Here is an 18,915-nt window from a genome sequence, read left to right on the forward strand (position 1 = left end):
CTCCGACCGCTTCACTAGATCATGGGAAGCACGTTCCCGAAGGGTGGCTATGTGTCCTAGGCAAGCGTGACGGCTATGTCCGCTCCGGTATCTTGCCTTCCCAAACCGGACTGACCGCAGACCACCCGGTCTTGCTATTGGAACGGCCGCTGGGATGCGCCGAAGCGGCCGTTCCTGAGAAAGGACACGAAAGCGACTGCTACACCTCGGTGCTCTCGGCAAGTGCTAGCGCGTCCTCGACATCGACACCGAGGTAGCGCACCGTGCTCTCAATCTTCGTGTGTCCGAGCAGGATCTGCACGGCCCTCAGATTGCCAGTTGCCTTGTAGATGATCGATGCCTTTGTTCGCCGAAGCGAATGGGTGCCGTAGTCCTCCCTGCGAAGGCCGATTGCCGTCACCCATTCATCGACAAGGCGGGCGTACTGGCGCGTGCTCAAATGAGCTGAAAGGTCAATGCGACTCGGGAAGGCATAGTCGTCGATCGTACCCCCGCGCCGCTCCAGCCAAGAAAGGAGGCTTCCCCGCGCCGCCTCTAGAAGCTCGAACTGCACAGGCCGCTTCGTCTTCCGCTGAACGACAACGGCCCGGGCCCGGACGCGCCCGCCCGACACGAGGTCGCCGATCTTGACCTTGACGACGTCACAGCCGCGCAGCTTGCTGTCGATTGCGAGATCGAAGAGTGCCCGGTCGCGCAACCGGTTTTCGCGATCGAGCCAGAAGCGGATGGCCCAAACCTGGGGTGGCTTCAGCGCCCGCTTTGCGCCGACAGAGCGTCCCGCGTTCCACGCCCTGCGAGCGTTCGTCGCCGGATCGAATGATGAATGTCCCATTGTCATTCTCCCGCGGCCAGGATGGCCAACAGGAAGTGTCCGGCATGGGTGCGGATCGGAAATGATTTCCGATGTGGCCATAGGGCACAGCCAGACGATGATTTCCGATGCCGCCGTGGGCCGAAAGCGGACCGGCAGCTTTCTGCACTGTCGCCATAAAAGCCGTCGCACCGCTTACGACCCATTGCTACCTTAAGTCGTGATCACAACAAATAACGGCTTTGAGCCCAAAGTGGCAGATGCTGCACGGCGCGCCGTTGTCCGCTGTTGCAGCGGAACATCGGCCTGCGATTTGGCGCCGAGTTCAATCAGATCTGCCAGGTGAACCCTGTTGCGTCTTCGGATACATCCCAAAGCCTGACCATGACGGGTTTGTCATAGGCGTGGGCGTGCAGCGTACCTTTGCCGACCGGTCCGACAAACTCCATGCGGCCGGTGGGGCCATAAAGCGCGCGCTGTTCCAGCCCGTCCTCGGTGGCGCACATCACTTCGGGCCAAGAGCCTTTCACGGCTGATTGCACCATCGGGGACAGCGACATGAGGAAGAACATGATCCGAGTGGCGAGGTTGCCGCTGGTGGTGATGAGCGACGTTCTCGACGAACCAGGGTGGCAGACATAGACCTCGACCTCGGTTTTGCCTGCCGCGGCCAGCCGGTCCTGCAATTCGTAGGCAAACATCATCTGCGCGAGTTTGCTCTGCGAGTAGGTCCGGTTCTGGTGATAATTCTTGTCCCAGTTCATGTCGTCGAACTGGATCGTCTTGATCCCCATATTATAGCCAAGGCTGCTGACGACCACGATCCGGCCTTTGGTCGCTTCGATCCGTTCGAACAGCAGACCGCACAGCAGGAAGTGGCCATAGTGGTTCGTCCCGAGCATGCTTTCGTGCCCGTCGACAGTGAGCTTTTGCGTGGGCACCTGCGCGATGGCCGCGTTGCAGATGAGGGCGTCGATCCGGGGGGCCGTTTTCAGCAATTCCTCTGCCGCCGCGCGGACGCTGGCCAGATCGGAAAGGTCCATACGCACGAAGGACACATCGACTTCCGCGCCGAACTCGTCCTTCAACTCCGCGACCGCCGCCAGTGACCTCTCGGTCGATCGGTTCAGCATCACCACTTTCGCGCCCTTGCTGAGCAACGTCCGTGCTGCTTGGAAACCTGCCCCGGCGTTGGCGCCTGTGATGAGGTAGGTCTTGCCCTGAAGGTCGCCGAGGCGATCGGGCGTCCAGCCTTCGGGTCCGAATACGGTATCTGGCATCATCGTTTTCCTATTGGCGTCGGCGCACAGGCCAGGCGATCTGCATTTCCTCTTGGGATTGCAGGTAGCTCTCGTGCGCGCGAACAAACAGGCGAGATTGTCGCGCTTACTTGCCTGATTGTATCAGGTCGGTTGTCAGGCGACATTCGGTTCGTTTAGATCGCCCTCATGAGCAAAGACCCGATCAGGCGCCTTATCGCAGCCCGGACCGACACGGACGGTCTGACGAAGTCCGGAATCGACGGCGCTCACCTGTTTCGCGCCACGCAAGCGATCCCGTGCGTCCCGGCCGTCTATGAACCTTGCGTCGTGGCCATTGTCAGCGGGGCAAAGGAAGCCGTTCTGGATGGACAGAGATATGTTTACGACGACAGCCAGTATCTGTGCTGCCCGATGTCCATGCCTGTAAAGGCCGGTACGCCTTCGGCCTCGCGGAACAATCCGCTTTACGGAGTCATGATCTCGCTGGACCGGCGCGTTATGACCGAGCTGGCCTTGGAGATGGAGAATGCGGGCGGCATCCTGCCGACGGTCAGAGGAGAGCTACGGGAGCCAGGGATCAGACTGGCAACGTGGGATGACGGCTTCACCGAAGCGCTACTGCGCTTGCTGCAACTTGGGGACAGCCGGACGGATATGGCGGTCCTCGGTAAGTCGCGATTGCGGGAAGTGTACTATGCGATGCTGAAGGGCGAGGCAGGCAACTTTGTCAGGCGGGCGTTTGGTGCCGGAAACGCCATTGCACGGTCCATCGCCCACGTGTCGTCGAATCTGCATGAACCGATCTCGATTGACGACATGGCAGGCCGTGCAGGCATGAGCCGGGCAGTGTTTCACCGCAAGTTCAAAGAGGTCACGACGATGGCCCCGATGCAGTTCGTCAAGTCGATGCGCCTGAACAATGCCGCGATGAAGATCGCGGGCGGCGTGGCCGTCACCGAAGCGGCGATGGACGTCGGCTATGTCAGCCCGTCGCAGTTCAGCCGCGAGTTCAAACGCATGTATGGGCGGTCACCGAAACAGTGGGGCGAAATCCAGCAACTTTCGTCGGGAGTTGCCTGAGACCGCTCTGCCGGGCATCGCTGGTCCAAACCGGGCATTCATGGAGTGATCTTGAGCGATAGCTTTGCCCCGCACAGCCGCAGTTGAGCGACGACCTCACGAATGACAGGTCTTCACCCGGGTCAGAAATGATTTCCGGTTCCAGTTCGGGCCGAATGCGGACCGGCAGCTTCCGGCACGTGAGACTTAAAAGCTGCCGGTCTGTATTCGACCCCATTTCGATCGTTTGCGCTTGCGGCTGGCCCTACCAAAATGGGGCATCCGAGCGGCTCCAATGTACTACTTCAAACCTGGGACTGAGTTAGACTTCCCAAGCCCCCCGATTTTCGGCATAGTTTTTACTCAAGATAGAACTCTGGGTGGAGAATATCAGGCTGATGAACCGCACCATCCGTATCCAGATTGATCGGAGCAGTTGGCCTAAGGCGCCACAACTGCCGCGGTTTCCTCGCAGTTTTATGGGCATAGGCGTTGAAACCATGAATGTGCCTGCTGTACTACTAAAGATCGGCTTCTTGACTACGCCGTCGACCTCAAGCGGTGTCTCCCTCAGCGAGTTCTGGGCATACGTACGCTATCTCGCGGCGATCACTGGGGATAGTGACCTACGGCTTACGACAGCGTTCGCGAACCTCGATGCGCATCAAAAAACTATCCTTAGCGACGACTTTGGAATGGGCGTGCCGATGACATGGTTGACCCACGCCCTCGATCTCCAGCAGATCTGCGATGGACGCTATTTTCTTGATCGTTTTGCAGCGCAGGCGGGCGCTACCGTCCAAAAAACGGCACGGAGAGGCCCAAACAAAGTACCCGACTTCGTCGCTCGCGATGGCAGGCGGATTTGGCATGTGGTCGAATGTAAGGGAACACAGAGCGGGTCTGGATATCAAGAAGATCAGATCGGCAGCGCCGGACCGCCCCCCACAGGTGGCATCGCGCAGAAGCGTGCCATTGTCTTTCCCAGAAACTACTCGGGACAGCGATTGGTTTGCGCACTGAGTATCGGCCTTGAGGGAACATCCGGTAGCTCTACCCTGAAGATTGTGGACCCAGAACCCGAAGACCCTGTAGTTGTCGAGGCCGCAGATCTCGACCTCGCGGAGGACGCTGTCCAAAGAGGCAGCATCGCAAAGGCACTCAGACTCGCGGGATTTGAAGCGACTGCCGACGTGACTGCCGCGCCTCTTGGGCGTTTCGCGTCTTCGAAACGAGATCCGCGACGCCGTTTCGAAGAAGAGCGTTTGCGCGTGGTCGAAGAAAGACGGGCGGTCGCACAAGAGGAGTTGTCGCGGGAGGACGGCATACGTTGGCGGGGGCGCGGTGCAAGCTTCCGTGGTCGTGAGTTAAGCATCGTACTACCGCGGCCGTTAATTATTGACGGATCCGAGATTCAGAAGGTCCTCTTGCGGCAAGGTATCAACGAGGAAGTCCTTTCTGAGCTTCGTGAGAGGCCGGTTGTGGATAGCCCCCTCCCTACCGCTGACGTTTCGTGGGATGACGCAGGCGGGTCTACCACGATTGATACAAGCGACGGGTTCGCAGCACTTCAGATCGGCGAGCTGTTTAGGTCTGAGATGCAGTTCGGATAAGACCCCAATTGTCCATGTGGGCTCTGAATTGGCGGAATCCGACAACAGGCCGCCGTTCCGAGCAACCTGTTGAATGTCCTTTGTCGTTCACCCGCGGCCAGGATGGCGGAGAGGAAGTGTCCGGCATGGGTGCGGATCAGAAATGATTTTCGATGCGGCCACAGGACATAGCCAGACGATGATTTCCGATGCCGCTGTCGGGCCGGAAGCGGACCGGCAGGTTCTAAGCTTTGGCCGTCGGAAAGGAGCCTTCGGGTTTCGACCCAAAGCCGGCAAACAGCTTCTGGGCGCATCGAGCCTGAAAGCTGACGATCCCCGTCACCAACCGTAGGTAAAGGTCGCGCCGCTGTTGCGGTTGCCGGATTGGACGACGGCGTTGCGGGCCTCGCGTCCGAATTGGAAGAGACCGTAGGCGTTGCCGTCGCCGTTCTGCTCCAGCGTGCCAGAATGGCCATTCCCGCGCTGCTGGACCAGACCAACATTGCCCCGTCCGCGCTGGGCGAGACCGGCGTTGTTGCCCTGGCCTTTCTGCCGGATCGAGCCGTCCTTGAGGCCGTTATAAAGCGAATAGATCCGCAGCCCCGCTTCAACGGCCCCGCTCGTCTGCCGGTCATTCGGAGCGAAGGTCCACGACACCTGGCCGCCGGCGGCCGCGGGCGTGGCGAAGGTCGCCGGGGCGACCACAGCAAGGGCAAGTGCAGCCGCAATGGCGTTGGCGGAAATGAAGGTCATGGAGATCTCCGTTCCCCGGTCTGTTCCGGGACATGCGTTGTTTGGAAACGGCCCCTACCGGGCCGGCGCGGCAAAGCAGGGTATTGTCGCTTCGTCAGATCCTGCCGTCGACTTGGGCGGAGCAGGGTATCGTCTTGCCATCGACGACGACGGTCAGATCGGCGTCGTAGCCGGAGCCGCCGGCGCTGAGCGTGACCATGCCGAGTTGTTCCGTCCCGCCGGAAGCGATGGCGAAGGGTCCGCCTTGCCGGATGTCGGTTCCCCGACCCGAGACGTGGAACGCATACTCACCGCGCGTTGCCTTCGCGGCATGGGCGAGCGCGGTCAGTTCGACCGAACCGCCCCGGCGCGAGACGTCGAGTTCGCACCGGACAGGCGCCTCGCCCGATCGCGTGACCGCTGGGCCGGCAAAGGCGGCGGTGGTAGCACCGAGGAGAACCAGAGCCGCGGCGAGGCGGTGGAGAGGGCGGAGCAATGGCATGGCGGGCCTCATCAGTGGGATGGGAATGTAACGGGTGGGACGCGCCGCTCAGCGCGGGATCAGTCGCAGGCCTGGACGAGGGCCGCAACGTTCCCGCTGCCACCCTGCGCGACGTCGGCCGAGCAGCCGCGTCCGACCTGAACACCGGCCGCGATGTTGCCGTGACCGTCCTGGGAGAGGATTGTCGTGTGGTCGGAGCCGAACTGGCCAATGCCGGCGGAGTTGCGGCTACCGTACTGGTAGGTCGCGCCGTAATGCCTACGCCCCTCCTGACCGACGACCGACAGATTGTGCGAACCGCGCTGCTCGCTGACCGAGCGGTTGTATCGGCCGTCCTGATGGACGCGGATACGGTTGCGGTAGCCTTGCTGAGATCCGCCGGCGGAGTTCGACCAGCCGTACTGGTCGAAACGCACGTCGTTGGCGGATGCTGGGGTTACGGCGGTTAGGCCGGCGAGAACAACGAGGGCAGAAGCAAGGGGCAAGCGGATCATCTGGACATCTCCGACAAGAGCACATCGGCTCGGGATGGAATGACCCGAACTTGAACCCGGCGGCCGGAACCGTCGCTGAATGTGTCGTTCATACCGCGTTCAGCGCCACACGATGACCGAAGGGCCGAAGGCGACGGGCAGACTTCAGGGTGTCTCAGGTCGACGAGCAGCGTGTGATGGAACCACAGCGGCTGTCCGAAACGTTCATTCTCTTCCACGGAGGAAGAGATCATGGCGAACACCAAGAGCGAAGCGTCCCGCGAGAACAGCGTTTTCGAGGATCCAGAGTCGCCCGACGTCAACGCGGGCAAGAGGCTGCCGCCCAAGGATGTGGATACGTCCCCAGGCGACGCCATCGAGGAGACGATGGACGAGGAGACTGTCTCTCCCAAGGATGATCCGGTCAGGGGGCGCTCGCGATGACTGTTGAAACCGAGATCCAACAGCAGCTCTCAACTCACCGTTCAGACGACTAACGATCAGATGACGATCAACGGACCAGTCAATCTCGACGATTTGGTGATGGTCGTGATGGGGTCGGTCGCCGGCGGCCCATGAGAACGGAATTAGCCCTCCGCCGTTTCTGATCTTCAGAGAAGGGAGATCGACATGACGAGTGATCCACTGGCAGGCCTCGGCAAAAAGGCGAAGGGTTACACAAAAGAGTTCGTGGCGGAGTTCACCGGCGACGCGCGACTTCAGGAAGAGGGCCGGCACGAAATTGGCGAAGGTCGGCGGGAGGGCATTGATTCGACGTCCGACTCGTCGTCCTCGGTCAGGCCCCGTGAAAAGCCGGCTAGTTGACCGGGAGCAGGACTGTCAATCACAGCGGTATTCCGGAACAGGACCGGCACCATCTTGATTGCGGAAGCGGGCCGAGAGCAGACCGTCCGCTTCTGGAGCGTTGTCGCAAATAGCCGTCATTCCGCTCACGACCCAACCTGGCCATCTCCTACATTGCCGGGGCGTTTCCGAAGCGGACCTCCCGCCAACCAGCGGCGCGGCGCAGAAGGACGCGGACTCAGGAGAGGCGCACGGACATACCGCCATCCGTCAGCGTCGGACTCCCGGTCACGAAGGATGATCTGTCGGACAGGAGGAACATCGCGGTCTGCGCGATCTCCCGGGCTTCGGCCATCCGCTTCATCGGATGAAGGTTGGCGACGAAGTCGAGAACCGCCGCATTGCCCTCGCCACCGGCTGGCGTGATCGTGCCGCCGGGCAAAAGGGCGTTGATGCGGATGCCGTCGGCGGCGTGCTCCGAGGCGAGCGCCCGCATCAGACCTATCTGCCCCGCCTTCGAGGCTGCATAGGCACCAATCCCGGGCATTCCACCGTTGCTGAAGCCCGATCTGACCTTGGACAAGCTGATCTTGTCGGAGGCGTCCCGGGGAAATTTCTAAGCCCCGCCCGTCGCCGCGCCTGCATTGACCATGTCCGATCGGTTCTGCCGACGAAGGTCTCCGAGCGCCGGATCTGCCAAGCCCTCGGCCAGCATCGCTCGACGCAGCGGCGCCGGCCTCATGGCCGGGACGACGAGGGGCAACTGACCGAGGACATCGTCGAACTCGCCCGACGCTATGGTCGCTACGGCTACCGCCGGATTGCCGCGCTTCTGCGCAGCCAGGCGGGCTGGGTCGTCAACGACAAACGGGTCGAGCGCATTTGGCGGCGCGAGGGGCTGAAGGTTCCCGCCAAGCAACCCAAACGAGGCCGGCTCTGGCTGAACGACGGGTCCTGCATCCGTCTGCGTGCCGAGCGGCCCAACCATGTGTGGTCCTACGATTTTGTCGAGGACCGAACCCATGAAGGGAGAAAGTACCGGGTGCTGAACGTGATCGACGAGTTCACCCACGAGGCGCTCGCCATCCGGATCGACCGCAAGCTCGATTCCACCGATGTCGTCGACGTCCTGACCGACCTCTTCATCCTCCACGGGGTGCCGGAGAACGTACGGTCCGACAACGGCCCCGAGTTCATCGCCAAGGTCGTGCGGAAATCGATCGCCGACGTCGGGGCGAGGACCGCTTACATCGCGCCCGGTAGCCCCTGGGAGAACGGCTTCGTCGAAAGCTTCAACGCTCGTCTGCGCGATGAACTCCTCGATGGCGAGATCTTCTACACCCTCGCCGAGGCCAGCATCATCGGCGAGAGTTGGCGGCGTCATTACAACACGGTCCGCCCGCATTCCTCGCTCGGCTACCGGCCACCGGCGCCGGAAGTCTTCCTGCCGGCATTCGCCTCAGCACAACCCCGTTCGCTGGTCCAACGGCCGACGATCCACTAACATTCAAACCGGACCCGTCGATGGGGGCAGATCAGCAGCGGCGTCAACCCGGCAGACGATCCACTTACCAAACCGCCGAGGCTGTTCAGACAAACCGAGCCATCTCTGAATGCAGATGCGAGCCAGGCGGAGACATATTGTCGGCTATGCCACATGTCCAGTCAGAACGGGCTGCACTCCACTCAGTTCTTGTCTGTTACGCCATCTGGGGGGAGCGCCAAGCGCATGCGGGCGTCGACCCCGTTTGATCTCATCCAGTCCACGACTTGAGATCGACCAAGCGCCGTATAAATCCCGCCACCACCGCAGCTGAGTGTGTTGGCATTGCCCGACGTTTCGATTGCCCGTGATACAATGCCGACGAGGACAATCTCCTGGCTGCCGTCTGCCGCAGGGGGTGGCGTGTAGAATACTGGTCCACCGCTGTCCCCGCCGCAACTGTCGGTAGGAGCCCCCCTACTCAACTGCGGATCGGCGAGGATGAACTCACGAAACTGGCGACACCCAAACTGGCCCTGAGTGCAGAAATGCGAGCGGATTTCAACATGGCCGAAAAACGGGTCTGTCCCTTCGGCCAGTGTTCCCTCGTCCGTATAGCCAAAGCCGCCGATAGTGAGCCTCGTAACAGGCTGGTCTTGATAGACGACCTGCATCGGGCTGATGGGAACAATCGGCGCGGTGGAGATTTCGTCGCCGGCGATGGTCAGGAGCGCAAGATCGAAACCGGGAGCAAGCCGGCCCGGAAGGGTGCAGCTCGCGGGATAATAGAGCGACGGAAAAGCCGCTAATGTAAAGGGGTTGAGATCGTCAGACCCTCCTGTTCTCCTCACCTCGTAGCTGGCGCGCTTGCCGCAACCGCAATGCCCGGCTGTGAGAACATTTGTCGCCGAGACGAAGATGCCGGTACAGATGTCGTCTTTACCTTCCATCGTCTCGTAGTCTATGCGCACGATGGAGCGAATTCTATCGAGCCAGGGACCGTAATTCCTGAGCCCCTCGTCAATTTCTCCAACGAGCTCCTCCCCACGCGAAAATGAACTAAGAGCGCTATCGGCCCCTTTCGCACGAAGGCTCAGCCGGCTCAGACATCGATCTGCCTCCAGCACGTATGATGTGACACGCGACTGTCGGATAGATTCATCTGCGTCATTTCGGTCTGCGACTTCCTCCGGCCGACACCTGACCTCATCACGCAGGCCTATCTGCACGCTTCTTAGGTCGATACGGCCGATTTCCATACGGATGCTCTCTCGGAAATCATCCATCCCATTCGACTGTCCAAGTGCCGAAGGGGAAATGAACAGCGCCAGCAATCCGCCCGTGAGCCAAGCGGCCCGCGACCGGCGAAGGCGCATCGCGGCCTGCCGATTTCGACGCGGACGTTCAGTTTGCTTCGGCGATGGCATTCTCGCACGTCTCCAGTCCACGCGGATCATTCAAGATGTATCGATCCTCCTCGCAACGCACCAAGCCGAGATTTCTCGCCGTCCCCACGGCTGAGCCATCCAAGGTCGCGCTGGGAGCACCAAACACGCTGGCGGGAACCAGCCCTCGGGCGATCGCCGCATCCTTGAGCCGCTCGTCCTTGAGGTCGCGCGCGGTCTTGATGAGCTCCGCATTGGCGTTGATCAGGGCTTGGCGATTGGCCGCGCGATTCTGGAAAATGGTCAGCGCACGCGCCGGGATGTCGAGCACGGCGTTGACCAGGTAGATCGGAATATCCACCGCAGCATTGACCTCGCTAGGCTTCTCGATATCCACGGCATCGAGCATTCCGTTTACAAACGTCACCTTCGTCGTCGTGGTCGTGAAGAGGCCGCGGGTCACTGCCAGGGCCAGGAGCGGCGCGCGATTGGGCATCTCGACATGCTCGGTGCCGACCAGTTTCCACGGCTCCAGATTGTCGTGCGGATCGAGGCGCCGTAGCACTCGCATCCGATGGGCGATTTGCGGACGGTAGATGATGCCACGGTTTTCGAACTGCTTCGCTTCGGCAAATGCGGCGTCATATTGCGTCTCTGTATATGCCCCGCTGGACTTGCCGATGCCGTACCCCCCGGAACGAGGACAAAGATCGGCGTGCCAGGCGGGAATGCGCGGGTCGTTTCGCCCATCGAACTGGATGCAATAGCCGTAGGAGTCGCGCAGCACTTGGTTCACGTCCACCATGCGCTGGTAATCGAAAGGATCGAATGTGTAGGACGCGATTGCCTTGTCGGATTCGGATTCGAGGTCGACTGATGCGGACCGTCCTCCCAAGGCACCCCGTTCCAAGAGCGACGCCTCTCGCGACGCAGCAAGGGTCGTTGCAGCGTCGATGACGCGTGCTGCAATCTGATTCGTCTGGGTTTCGAATTTGGTAACCACGCTTTCCAGAAGGCCGGCCTCGCTACGGTCCACCGCGACCGCGTTTCTTCCGAAAGCGGAATGAAGATAGTCGAGGCAAAAGACGGCGCGCTTCTCCGGGACATAAGTCCAATTTGCATCGCTATCCGTTTGGATCTCCAGGGCATAGCGGGTGGGCTGCACCGACCCTGCGTCTGTTCTGACGATCGCCCTCAACAGTTTCCGCGGAAGCGCGTAGGCGCCGAGGTTGGTTTGGCACGTCGGAACACCGTCCACCGTCTCGGTCGTTTGGAGGCGGACACTGGTCAATGTCTGATGACAGCCAGCGAACGCGGCAAGAAGGGGTAAGAGAATTGCGATACGTGCCAGGAGAAGATGCGGCATGTTCATCGGTCCGCACTCCCGCCTGTGCCAAGCGTCGAGGCCTCAATTCTCAGCTCGTCACTGGTCTGGCATATTCCTTCAAATACGCCTGCTCCAAATAGTTTCTCTGTATTGTTTCCGTCTATATTTGCAACAGGATCGCCTACAAACGCTTTATTTTCTCCATTTGTATATATGTTATGGCTTTCAGCTAAAGAACCTATTTGGAGTGTCCCAGCCTTTGATGCATCAATCGTGCTTGTATCAGCCATTGACGCATCCGGATTCGCGAGATAATCGATGTAAGCCTGCTGGAGCTGAAAAAGATTATTTTGTGTCTCAAGAAGTTGCTGAGACACACCTGCACTGTTCGCCGCCACGCGCAGGCGCTCGCCCGGCAGTTGCACGATGCCGTAGATAATGTCGAGCGGGATATCGATCAGGCTCGCAAGTTGTCCCGCCCGGCCGATGCAGACGTTCTTCAGAGTGCCCGCGTCGAAGACCAGGGCCGTGCGCTGGTCCGTGAACAATGCGCGATCCACACCGACCGAAATGACCGGAGAGAGATTGTTGAGTTCGATCTCTTCGATAAGCGACAGTCGCCAGGGACCGGGGCCTTCCGGATCGTCCTTGGTGAAGATGTAAAGGCCGTAGGGCCGTTTCGGCCGGTAGAAGACACCGGTGGTTGGCTTGGCGCCGGCAAAATAGGTTTGGCGGGCCAGTACCTCCATTCGCGGTGACGGGTTGGACAAGGCGATCTGTTGCGGGCGATTGCAAAACTCGTCCACCGTTGCTGCCTTGCGGTCGAAGGTGAGGTCTTCCACCATCAGGCAGAAGCCGAAACGGCGGACGGCCGCGTTCACCTCCGCCAGAGCCCCGGGATCCAGCGGATCCACTTCATGCGAAGCCACGACGTTCGATGCCCTCGGCCCGAGCGTAGTCGAACGAAGCCGCAATCCCGTCTGTGACAGGATGTTGAATACCGCCTGGATTACTTTGCGGACAATGATGACGGACCGGTCTTCGCCATTCGCCGCGATGGTCTCTAGAAAGGATGTCCGAATGGGTTTCCTTTGCGTGGCGTCGCCACTTTGGCCGGACCCAGCGTCAGGCTTGCTGACTTGCCCGAGCGATGCGTATTGCACGATCACCCGATCATCCGAAAGAGGATTTTCCAGATGATCGAGACAGAAAGAAAAGCGCTCCGGATCGTCCGCCGTCGTTTTGAGCGTCGGACGTGTTATCTGATGGCTAGCGCCTGCGTCGCTCTCCGTTATGGTGAACGCCAGGACCTGCTTTGGCAGCACGTAGGAGCCGAGAGTGGTGTTGCATCCGGGCCCGGCCGGCACCATGCCGGGGATTGCGTCGATGCTGACGGAGCCGACCATTGAGCAGCCCGCGAGTAAGCCAAGGGCGGCAACGACTGCACTTGGCCTGAAACCCACACCGACCCTCGACATCAGCGGCGCTCCGGCACGAAGACAATACTTCCGTCAGAGGCGGCTTCACATTTCAACTCCCACGTCTGCTTGGCGCCGAAGGTGACCGTCTGCCGGAACTGATAGGCACGCGCTTTGAGGTTGGGATTGGCGAGGACCTTGTCCCAATTGGCTTTCGTATCTTTGATGCATCCATAAGTGATGCTCAATTTTTTCAAATCGTCCGATGCCGATGGAACAGGATCAAAACCGCAGTACCGGCTGTCGTCGGTGCCTGCGACATCGGATTTGGTGCAACTCGCCTTGCCCTCGCATGTCGTTCGCACTGCAAGCCGAGCGTCGCACCGCCGATCTGCCGCCGCACCCCGGCGAACGTCGCCATAAGTGGCCGCAAAGATATGCAGGAGCGGGGTTGGGAGTTTCAGCTTGGCGAGCTCATTCTGGAGTTTGTCAAGCTCCAGAAGCGCCTCGGCCGAGTTCTGAATCGCCCGACGCCTTGCGCCAGCCAGAGCGACATCTCCTGTTGGGAAGAGTTCGACGATCGAATTTGCGTATGTCGTGAACGGAAGACTATCTCCATTATTGATAAAATCGAAAATATCATTTTGAATATTTTTCCCTGACGCCTCTATGCTGCCGGCTTTCACGAGGTAGACATCGGGCTGACTCCTGAATACGTCTTTGACGGCTGCGGCCACGGCCTCCGCGACGGCCTTCGGGTTTTGGTGGCGCGTTCGTTCGGTGATCGGCTCGATGAGACCGATCAATGCCTTGGCGGCCGCTGCCAAATTTTGGTCGTTTGGGGGAGCGCTCCAGAAAAATTTTTCTCCCGAGAGTTTGGCGAGCAACTCGTTGGCGAGTGCCGTCATGACCTGAGGTGATGTCGCCGGTGGTTGGCTATTTGCTGCCTGCAACTCATCGATACGATTGTTGACAGCAACCAACAGCAAAGTTTGTGCCGAGGTACGCTCGCTTGGGTCGACCTTCTCAATTTTTTCCTTGATCGCCAGAATTTCTTTGTCGCATTTAATTAATTTTTCCTTGGAGAAAACATTCTTAGCGGAGCATTCACCATCTTTCTCAGCTGCAACGGCGGGATACGTTATTCCTGCAATTAAAGTCGCGATAGAAACGATTATTATGACGTATCGCATAAAGAACATCCGAGCCCAGTCGCGCTGACTCCCGTCATCGGGTGCAAATACAGCTACGTAATGATAAGGTGTTTTACATAAACTAAAATATTATTAAAAATTCATTTTCAAGCGTAATTGGCTCTCCATGCAACCTCCTGGCCCCAAGTCGGATCGACAAGCGCGTGAACCGGCATGGAATAAAGCTCCGCTACTGGGGTAAACGGCGATCAAACGGGCTCTCTACATCGCAGGGACGCAGCGTGGTCGCGAGATTGATCGGAGGCCGATTTGGAATGCTTGTCGTGGAAAAGATCGCGAAGATCCGCCGCCCGCATTCCTCGCTCGGCTACCGGCCACCGGCGCCGGAAGTCTTCCTACCGGCATTCGCCTCAGCACAACCCCGTTCGCTGGTCCAACGGCCGACGATCCACTAACATTCAAACCGGACCCGTCGATGGGGGCAGATCACGAAACTATTCCCACGCTATTTGAGCAAAGATCTTGATAAAACAACTGGCAGCGGCAAATTCATTCCTGAAAAGGGGATAATCGTAATCCGCTGGTGTCGCACCTGTATTTCTGGCTGCGCCGGGTTTCCAAAAGGCGGTTCAGCGTGGCAAAATTTCCGGGCAAGACGACGCTACGATACGCGTTCGTGAAAAACGGCGATACTCTAGATTATGATTGAGTATTCCGACTGAAGCATTATCATCAAGGCGGCATGCCGGGTGGGGAGTGCTTTTTGTGAATGTCATAGTTTGACGCGTTCTGCCGCAATAATTGTTCTTTTTCTGGTGTCACGTTGTGATTGATGCCGCTGGGGCATTGGATGGAATTTTATCCAAATAGCTTGTCAAGCAAGGGATTTTCCTGGCACGCCGCGGCCTCACTGGTCGGTGCCAGCAATCTTGCCTACAATTCGGAACGTGCGCTGCGCCGGACTTGGGACTCTTTGGATATGCGCGTCGTGCAGGTGTTCTCCGCCGGCGTCGCACAGGGCTATGTCGTTGAAAACGACCAGTTGCTGATCTGCGCCTTTCGCGGCACCGATAGTATAGCCGACTGGCTTGCCAGCCTAAACATCGCGACCGGCCTAGTGTCATTTGGCAGTGCTCATCGGGGGTTCTACCACGCATTTCGTCCCGTGGCGCCGCTTGTGACCGGCTGTGCCCAGCGAGCGAAGAACAAGGGGCAGAAATTTTGGCTGACCGGACACAGCTTTGGCGGTGCCCTCGCGCAAATTGGCGCGCAGGAGAACTGGCGGCTGAATGACAGCATGGGCCTTTTTACCTTTGGACAGCCACGGACTGCCAATGTCGCTGACAACGATGTCCTAACGGAGGTCTTAGGCCTCGATTACCACCGCGTTGTAAACGGCATCGACTATGTGCCGCGCGTTCCCGCCAATATCGGCCATTCCGGTCGACTGGTGCGAGTCGGGCATACCAGGGAATTCGCGGTGGAAGGCAATTTGGAAACCGCTCCGGGCGGCGTATTGCCAGACGGCGTGGCGGACCGGGATGCGCTGCCGCCCGTGCCTCTGGATGAGTTTTTCGAGCAGCAGCGCCAGATAAAGGCCTCCAAGGCAGAGCTTGACGCGTACTATGCCGGTTCGTTGGAAGCGAGCCCGCTAGAGGTGGCCGACCCGTCCGCGCAGGAATTGGATGCTGCCGTCGAATTCTTTCTGCCGGGCATTCGCGATCATCGCATCACCCGCTATGTCGCTGCGATTTTGGAACATGTCCCGTCCGAGTCACGCAAATTCGACAGTGCGATCAACATCCTAAGTTCCATTGCCGATGAAAGATTACAGGCATCAGGGCCGCTTGGGCCGAATGTGCGGCGTGCAACGACGAGTTTGCGGTTCGACGATGACCATCAAGGGGCGCTGCCCGCCGATATCCAATTCTTTTCCACGGACACACCCGTTGGCTTCGGGGTGGAAAAATACCAGGCGGTGCGGAAAAACCCACTGCGCCCCTTCGTCATTTACGTGAACAAGGACAATTGGATTCCGCCCGCCAGCGTGACCGTGCAATCGACGATTGGCCGTTTCCGCACTGTGCTGGCCGAACAAAGCGCGGTGTCCCTGCTGCAGAATGATGGCGCTGTGGTCGATCTGGTCCCCAGCCATGACGCGGGGATCGCGGAATTGGACCGGTCGCTGGGCTTTGTTAAAGCCGATGCCGTGCATCGACCGCCCTTGGAAGAAAAGGGCGACGGAGCGCTGATTGGGTTAATCGACAGCGGCATCGACATCCTGCACGAAGCGTTTCAGGACGCCACTGGGCAGACCCGCATCGTGGCGATCTGGAATCAGCGCGATCCGACGGGCCCAAGCCCGAAGTTTGTGGACGCCGCCTTTGAGCAATCCACCGGCACGCTGCATCTGGCGACCGACATCCAGCAGATGATCGATGCCGCGTCGTCGGGGGCGGCGCAGCCACACTGGATGATGCGTGACGGTAAGGACGGGCACGGTACCCATGTTGCGGGGATCGCCGCAGGGCGCAAGTTGCCGAACATCGGCCCCGGCATGGCGCCGGAGGCGCGGCTGGTGGTCGTCATTCCCAACCAGATTGCCGCGCAGGGCGATCCGAACTCTCTTGGCTATACAATGAGCCATCTTGATGCTGTGGCGTTCTTCAAACGGGTCGCCCGAGGCAATACGAAAGTCCTGACCGACGCCAAGCCTATGGTCGTCAATATTTCCAGCGGCATGAACGCGGGTGCCCACGACGGGACGACTGCTCTGGAACGCGGTATGGACGAAGCCGTCGGGCAAGGGTTCGAAAACGGCTTTGTCATCGTTAAATCCGCCGGCAACGAACGAGAGAGGGCCGGCCATGCCAGCCTCCGGCTGTTTCAGGGCGGCATGAAGATCGAATGGGACAGCGCTGATGCCGCCCGCGATTCCGATTATTTCCAGGGATGGTTCAGTTCCCAGGACAGACTGAAGTTTCGTCTCGTAAACCCGCTGGGGAACGACGCGCCAGCGCTTCGTCTTGGGGATGGGATAGTCTCCCATATCCTGGACGGCAATCGCTGCCAGTTGAGCCTGAAGGACTTCGTCAGAGAAAACGGCGAACAACGGCTGACCCTTGTGATCTCTCCCGAAGCGGCCAACATTCGCCCCGGAACATGGACGCTTTTCGTCGAAGGTGAAGAGATCGCGACGACAGACGGAATGTTCCATTTGTGGGTGGAACGGGCGAATGCGCGGCCCGTGACGTTCAAGGTACCTGATACCGCCGTTACGATCTCCATTCCCGGCACCGCGCAGCACGTCATTACCGTCGGCGCCTGCACGACGGACGTGCCGGTATCGCCGACGGGCGAGTCCTCTCTCGGTCTAACACGCAATGGGATGGCAAAACCCGATATCATCGCGCCCGGCGGGCCGACGAGCTCTGCCCAGGCGAACGGCGCCCCGACCGACGTGGGGCAGCGCCAAGGCACTAGTATCGCGGCACCGCACGTGACGGGGGTGATCGCCTTGGCCATGTCGCATCGCGACAAAGCGGGAAAGGCGCAACTGAACACGATCCAAATCAAACAGATGTTGCTGAAAACAGCGGTACGCCTGCGGCCGATCCACGACCCGGCGCTGGGGCACGGGATTTTGAACGCGGAAGCGTTTGTCAGCTTGGCGGCGCAACGGCCCTAGGCCTCCGTCACCAAAGAAGGAAAGGGGTTCCTATGGCTCAAATCAAATCAATCAGCAAAGAAGCAACAGAGATGGTAGTCGCCCCGCCAGAGCCGAAAGAGACCAGCGGAAAAGACGGGACCGGGCTGGACATGACCTCTCGCGCTGCGCGCAATTTGCTAAGGGCCGGGAAGGCAGATCGGACGCGCGGCAGCATCACGAATGAAACCGTGATCGGTGAGGACGAGCGCGTCCGTATCTTCGATACAGATCTGTTGCCATGGCGCATGATCTGCGCGCTTCGGTTAAAGGGCGCCACAGGCACAGCCATCGGCAGCGGTTGGCTGGCCGGGCCGAAAACCATTGTTACCGCGGGACATTGTGTCTTTCACACCGGCTTTTTCGGCGGTTGGGTCGACGAGGTAGAGGCAAGCGCAGGCAGGAACGAGGGCGAATTTCCTTTTGACACGGTCCGGGCCACGCGGTTTTCGATTCTGGACAGGTGGCACTCGGACGAGGACCCTGATTTTGACGTCGGCTGCATCCACCTTGACAAGCCATTAGGGGATAAGACGGGCTGGTTCGGCTTTGCAACTTTGCCGCCTGAAACCATCATAGACCACACGGTCAATATCTCTGGCTATCCCAGCGACCGAGGTTCCGGGCGCCAGCAATATTTTCACGCCAACAATATCCTGAATGTGGGCCAGCATCGAATCTTTTACGATGTCGACACCTTCGGCGGCCAATCGGGCGCGCCCGTTTGGATCCATCAAAAACCGGGTGATCCGCCCAAGGTCGTCGCGATCCACGCCTATGGCACCGGGGGCACGCCTTTTGATCTGGGGATCACGGCAAATTCGGCGCCCCGCATCACGCCAGAGCTGTTCGACATCATTCAAGGCTGGGTCGAAACGGATGGCGGCGGCTAACGCACCCTACACGATCAAGGTGGTCGATGCGAACGGCAGCCCCGTCAAGGGCGCGTTCGTTACGGTCACCGCGGCGGCGGCGGCCCTTCCAGAGATGTCCTTCGAGACAGGGCCGGAAGGGACAGCATCGCTGCGCCTGCCAGACGGCGAGGTGCGCTTGCTGGCACATCACAAGGGCCGGGCCGGGCAATTCGCTGCCCAGCTGGGTCTAGGGTCGGGCGAGCAAGAGCTGACCGTTCGTCTGGACCGCGGCACAGAGGGCGCGACCTACAGCGTCCAGCGCAACACCAAAACGTGACCAAGGAGGATTTCCG

At 59.7% G+C, this 18,915-nt stretch carries 16 protein-coding genes and 2 pseudogenes; 8 read left to right on the forward strand and 10 right to left on the reverse strand.

The annotated features are described in order from the left end of the window. Nucleotides 1-199: 199 nt before the first annotated feature. Together ACEQX1_RS06775 and ACEQX1_RS06780 are read right to left on the reverse strand one after the other, a co-directional pair. The gene (locus tag ACEQX1_RS06775; RefSeq protein WP_370193846.1) at nt 200-832 is read right to left on the reverse strand and encodes a tyrosine-type recombinase/integrase; all 633 of its coding nucleotides are present in this window, start codon (nt 830-832) and stop codon (nt 200-202) included. Between the two features lie 308 nt (nt 833-1,140). Then, nucleotides 1,141-2,091, reverse strand: coding sequence for an SDR family oxidoreductase (locus ACEQX1_RS06780; RefSeq protein ID WP_370196645.1), 951 nt, complete (start codon nt 2,089-2,091; stop codon nt 1,141-1,143). 168 nt (nt 2,092-2,259) lie between these two features. On the opposite strand from ACEQX1_RS06780, the gene ACEQX1_RS06785 reads away from it, so the two are divergent. Both ACEQX1_RS06785 and ACEQX1_RS06790 read left to right on the forward strand, forming a co-directional pair. Continuing rightward, entirely contained in the window at nt 2,260-3,153 is an 894-nt protein-coding gene (locus ACEQX1_RS06785; protein ID WP_370193848.1) for an AraC family transcriptional regulator N-terminal domain-containing protein, read from the forward strand. Nucleotides 3,154-3,530: 377 nt separating this feature from the next. Then, entirely contained in the window at nt 3,531-4,745 is a 1,215-nt protein-coding gene (locus ACEQX1_RS06790; protein WP_370193849.1) for a hypothetical protein, read from the forward strand. Between the two features lie 318 nt (nt 4,746-5,063). Here the strand turns inward: ACEQX1_RS06790 and ACEQX1_RS06795 are convergent, their stop codons facing one another. The 3 genes from ACEQX1_RS06795 to ACEQX1_RS06805 form a co-directional block, all read right to left on the reverse strand. After that, nucleotides 5,064-5,477 carry a curlin gene (locus ACEQX1_RS06795; protein WP_370193851.1) on the reverse strand — a complete coding sequence of 138 codons (414 nt, stop codon included), beginning with the start codon at nt 5,475-5,477 and terminating at the stop codon, nt 5,064-5,066. Nucleotides 5,478-5,571: 94 nt separating this feature from the next. Further along, nucleotides 5,572-5,958, reverse strand: coding sequence for a curli-like amyloid fiber formation chaperone CsgH (gene csgH, locus ACEQX1_RS06800; protein ID WP_370193852.1), 387 nt, complete (start codon nt 5,956-5,958; stop codon nt 5,572-5,574). Between the two features lie 59 nt (nt 5,959-6,017). Continuing rightward, nucleotides 6,018-6,452: a curlin gene (locus tag ACEQX1_RS06805; RefSeq protein WP_370193853.1), complete on the reverse strand. Its 435-nt coding sequence runs from the start codon at nt 6,450-6,452 to the stop codon at nt 6,018-6,020. Between the two features lie 231 nt (nt 6,453-6,683). Between ACEQX1_RS06805 and ACEQX1_RS06810 the strand changes: the two genes are divergently transcribed. After that, complete coding sequence (locus ACEQX1_RS06810) at nt 6,684-6,875, forward strand: hypothetical protein (protein ID WP_370193854.1); 192 nt, start codon at nt 6,684-6,686, stop codon at nt 6,873-6,875. 186 nt (nt 6,876-7,061) lie between these two features. Further along, nucleotides 7,062-7,256 (forward strand): hypothetical protein, encoded by a 195-nt coding sequence (locus ACEQX1_RS06815; RefSeq protein ID WP_370193856.1) that lies wholly within the window; start codon nt 7,062-7,064, stop codon nt 7,254-7,256. A gap of 217 nt (nt 7,257-7,473) precedes the next feature. On the opposite strand, the pseudogene ACEQX1_RS06820 reads toward ACEQX1_RS06815, so the two are convergent. Then, nucleotides 7,474-7,800 (reverse strand): annotated as a pseudogene (locus ACEQX1_RS06820) (SDR family oxidoreductase); the annotation flags it as partial. A 1-nt stretch (nt 7,801) separates the two neighbouring features. Here ACEQX1_RS06820 and ACEQX1_RS06825 point away from each other — a divergent pair. Then, nucleotides 7,802-8,739, forward strand: a pseudogene (locus ACEQX1_RS06825) (IS3 family transposase); the annotation flags it as partial. A 182-nt stretch (nt 8,740-8,921) separates the two neighbouring features. On the opposite strand, the gene ACEQX1_RS06830 reads toward ACEQX1_RS06825, so the two are convergent. Genes ACEQX1_RS06830 through ACEQX1_RS06845 form a run of 4 tightly spaced genes read right to left on the reverse strand, consistent with a single transcriptional unit; the run spans nt 8,922 to nt 14,041 of the window. Then, a complete protein-coding gene (locus ACEQX1_RS06830; protein ID WP_370193857.1) occupies nt 8,922-10,145 on the reverse strand; it encodes a trypsin-like serine protease in 1,224 nt (407 codons plus the stop codon). After that, nucleotides 10,123-11,475, reverse strand: a complete 1,353-nt coding sequence (locus tag ACEQX1_RS06835) for a hypothetical protein (RefSeq protein ID WP_370193858.1) — start codon at nt 11,473-11,475, stop codon at nt 10,123-10,125. The genes ACEQX1_RS06830 and ACEQX1_RS06835 overlap by 23 nt, the downstream gene beginning before the upstream one ends. Continuing rightward, nucleotides 11,472-12,908, reverse strand: a complete 1,437-nt coding sequence (locus tag ACEQX1_RS06840; RefSeq protein WP_370193859.1) for a hypothetical protein — start codon at nt 12,906-12,908, stop codon at nt 11,472-11,474. Before ACEQX1_RS06840 ends, ACEQX1_RS06835 begins: the two co-directional genes overlap by 4 nt. Further along, nucleotides 12,908-14,041, reverse strand: a complete 1,134-nt coding sequence (locus tag ACEQX1_RS06845; RefSeq protein WP_370193860.1) for a hypothetical protein — start codon at nt 14,039-14,041, stop codon at nt 12,908-12,910. Before ACEQX1_RS06845 ends, ACEQX1_RS06840 begins: the two co-directional genes overlap by 1 nt. Before the next feature lie 811 nt (nt 14,042-14,852). Between ACEQX1_RS06845 and ACEQX1_RS06850 the strand changes: the two genes are divergently transcribed. The 3 genes from ACEQX1_RS06850 to ACEQX1_RS06860 are packed head-to-tail and all read left to right on the forward strand — an operon-like array spanning nt 14,853 to nt 18,899. Beyond that, a complete protein-coding gene (locus tag ACEQX1_RS06850; protein WP_370193861.1) occupies nt 14,853-17,690 on the forward strand; it encodes a S8 family serine peptidase in 2,838 nt (945 codons plus the stop codon). Between the two features lie 32 nt (nt 17,691-17,722). After that, nucleotides 17,723-18,601, forward strand: coding sequence for a serine protease (locus ACEQX1_RS06855; protein WP_370193862.1), 879 nt, complete (start codon nt 17,723-17,725; stop codon nt 18,599-18,601). After that, nucleotides 18,588-18,899 carry a hypothetical protein gene (locus tag ACEQX1_RS06860; RefSeq protein ID WP_370193864.1) on the forward strand — a complete coding sequence of 104 codons (312 nt, stop codon included), beginning with the start codon at nt 18,588-18,590 and terminating at the stop codon, nt 18,897-18,899. Before ACEQX1_RS06855 ends, ACEQX1_RS06860 begins: the two co-directional genes overlap by 14 nt. Nucleotides 18,900-18,915: the final 16 nt, after the last annotated feature.

This window comes from Aurantimonas sp., assembly GCF_964217435.1.
In the GTDB taxonomy this organism is placed as follows: Bacteria; Pseudomonadota; Alphaproteobacteria; order Rhizobiales; family Rhizobiaceae; genus Aurantimonas; species Aurantimonas coralicida.

Coding starts and splice junctions, on each gene's coding strand:
- ACEQX1_RS06850 (WP_370193861.1), top strand. CDS start 14,853: ATGGAATTTTATCCAAATAGCTTGTCAAGCAAGGGATTTTCCTGGCAC.
- ACEQX1_RS06845 (WP_370193860.1), bottom strand. CDS start 14,041: ATGCGATACGTCATAATAATCGTTTCTATCGCGACTTTAATTGCAGGA.
- ACEQX1_RS06840 (WP_370193859.1), bottom strand. CDS start 12,908: ATGTCGAGGGTCGGTGTGGGTTTCAGGCCAAGTGCAGTCGTTGCCGCC.
- ACEQX1_RS06775 (WP_370193846.1), bottom strand. CDS start 832: ATGGGACATTCATCATTCGATCCGGCGACGAACGCTCGCAGGGCGTGG.
- ACEQX1_RS06795 (WP_370193851.1), bottom strand. CDS start 5,477: ATGACCTTCATTTCCGCCAACGCCATTGCGGCTGCACTTGCCCTTGCT.
- ACEQX1_RS06780 (WP_370196645.1), bottom strand. CDS start 2,091: ATGCCAGATACCGTATTCGGACCCGAAGGCTGGACGCCCGATCGCCTC.
- ACEQX1_RS06835 (WP_370193858.1), bottom strand. CDS start 11,475: ATGAACATGCCGCATCTTCTCCTGGCACGTATCGCAATTCTCTTACCC.
- ACEQX1_RS06855 (WP_370193862.1), top strand. CDS start 17,723: ATGGCTCAAATCAAATCAATCAGCAAAGAAGCAACAGAGATGGTAGTC.
- ACEQX1_RS06830 (WP_370193857.1), bottom strand. CDS start 10,145: ATGCCATCGCCGAAGCAAACTGAACGTCCGCGTCGAAATCGGCAGGCC.
- ACEQX1_RS06790 (WP_370193849.1), top strand. CDS start 3,531: ATGAACCGCACCATCCGTATCCAGATTGATCGGAGCAGTTGGCCTAAG.
- ACEQX1_RS06815 (WP_370193856.1), top strand. CDS start 7,062: ATGACGAGTGATCCACTGGCAGGCCTCGGCAAAAAGGCGAAGGGTTAC.
- ACEQX1_RS06860 (WP_370193864.1), top strand. CDS start 18,588: ATGGCGGCGGCTAACGCACCCTACACGATCAAGGTGGTCGATGCGAAC.
- csgH (WP_370193852.1), bottom strand. CDS start 5,958: ATGCCATTGCTCCGCCCTCTCCACCGCCTCGCCGCGGCTCTGGTTCTC.
- ACEQX1_RS06810 (WP_370193854.1), top strand. CDS start 6,684: ATGGCGAACACCAAGAGCGAAGCGTCCCGCGAGAACAGCGTTTTCGAG.
- ACEQX1_RS06805 (WP_370193853.1), bottom strand. CDS start 6,452: ATGATCCGCTTGCCCCTTGCTTCTGCCCTCGTTGTTCTCGCCGGCCTA.
- ACEQX1_RS06785 (WP_370193848.1), top strand. CDS start 2,260: ATGAGCAAAGACCCGATCAGGCGCCTTATCGCAGCCCGGACCGACACG.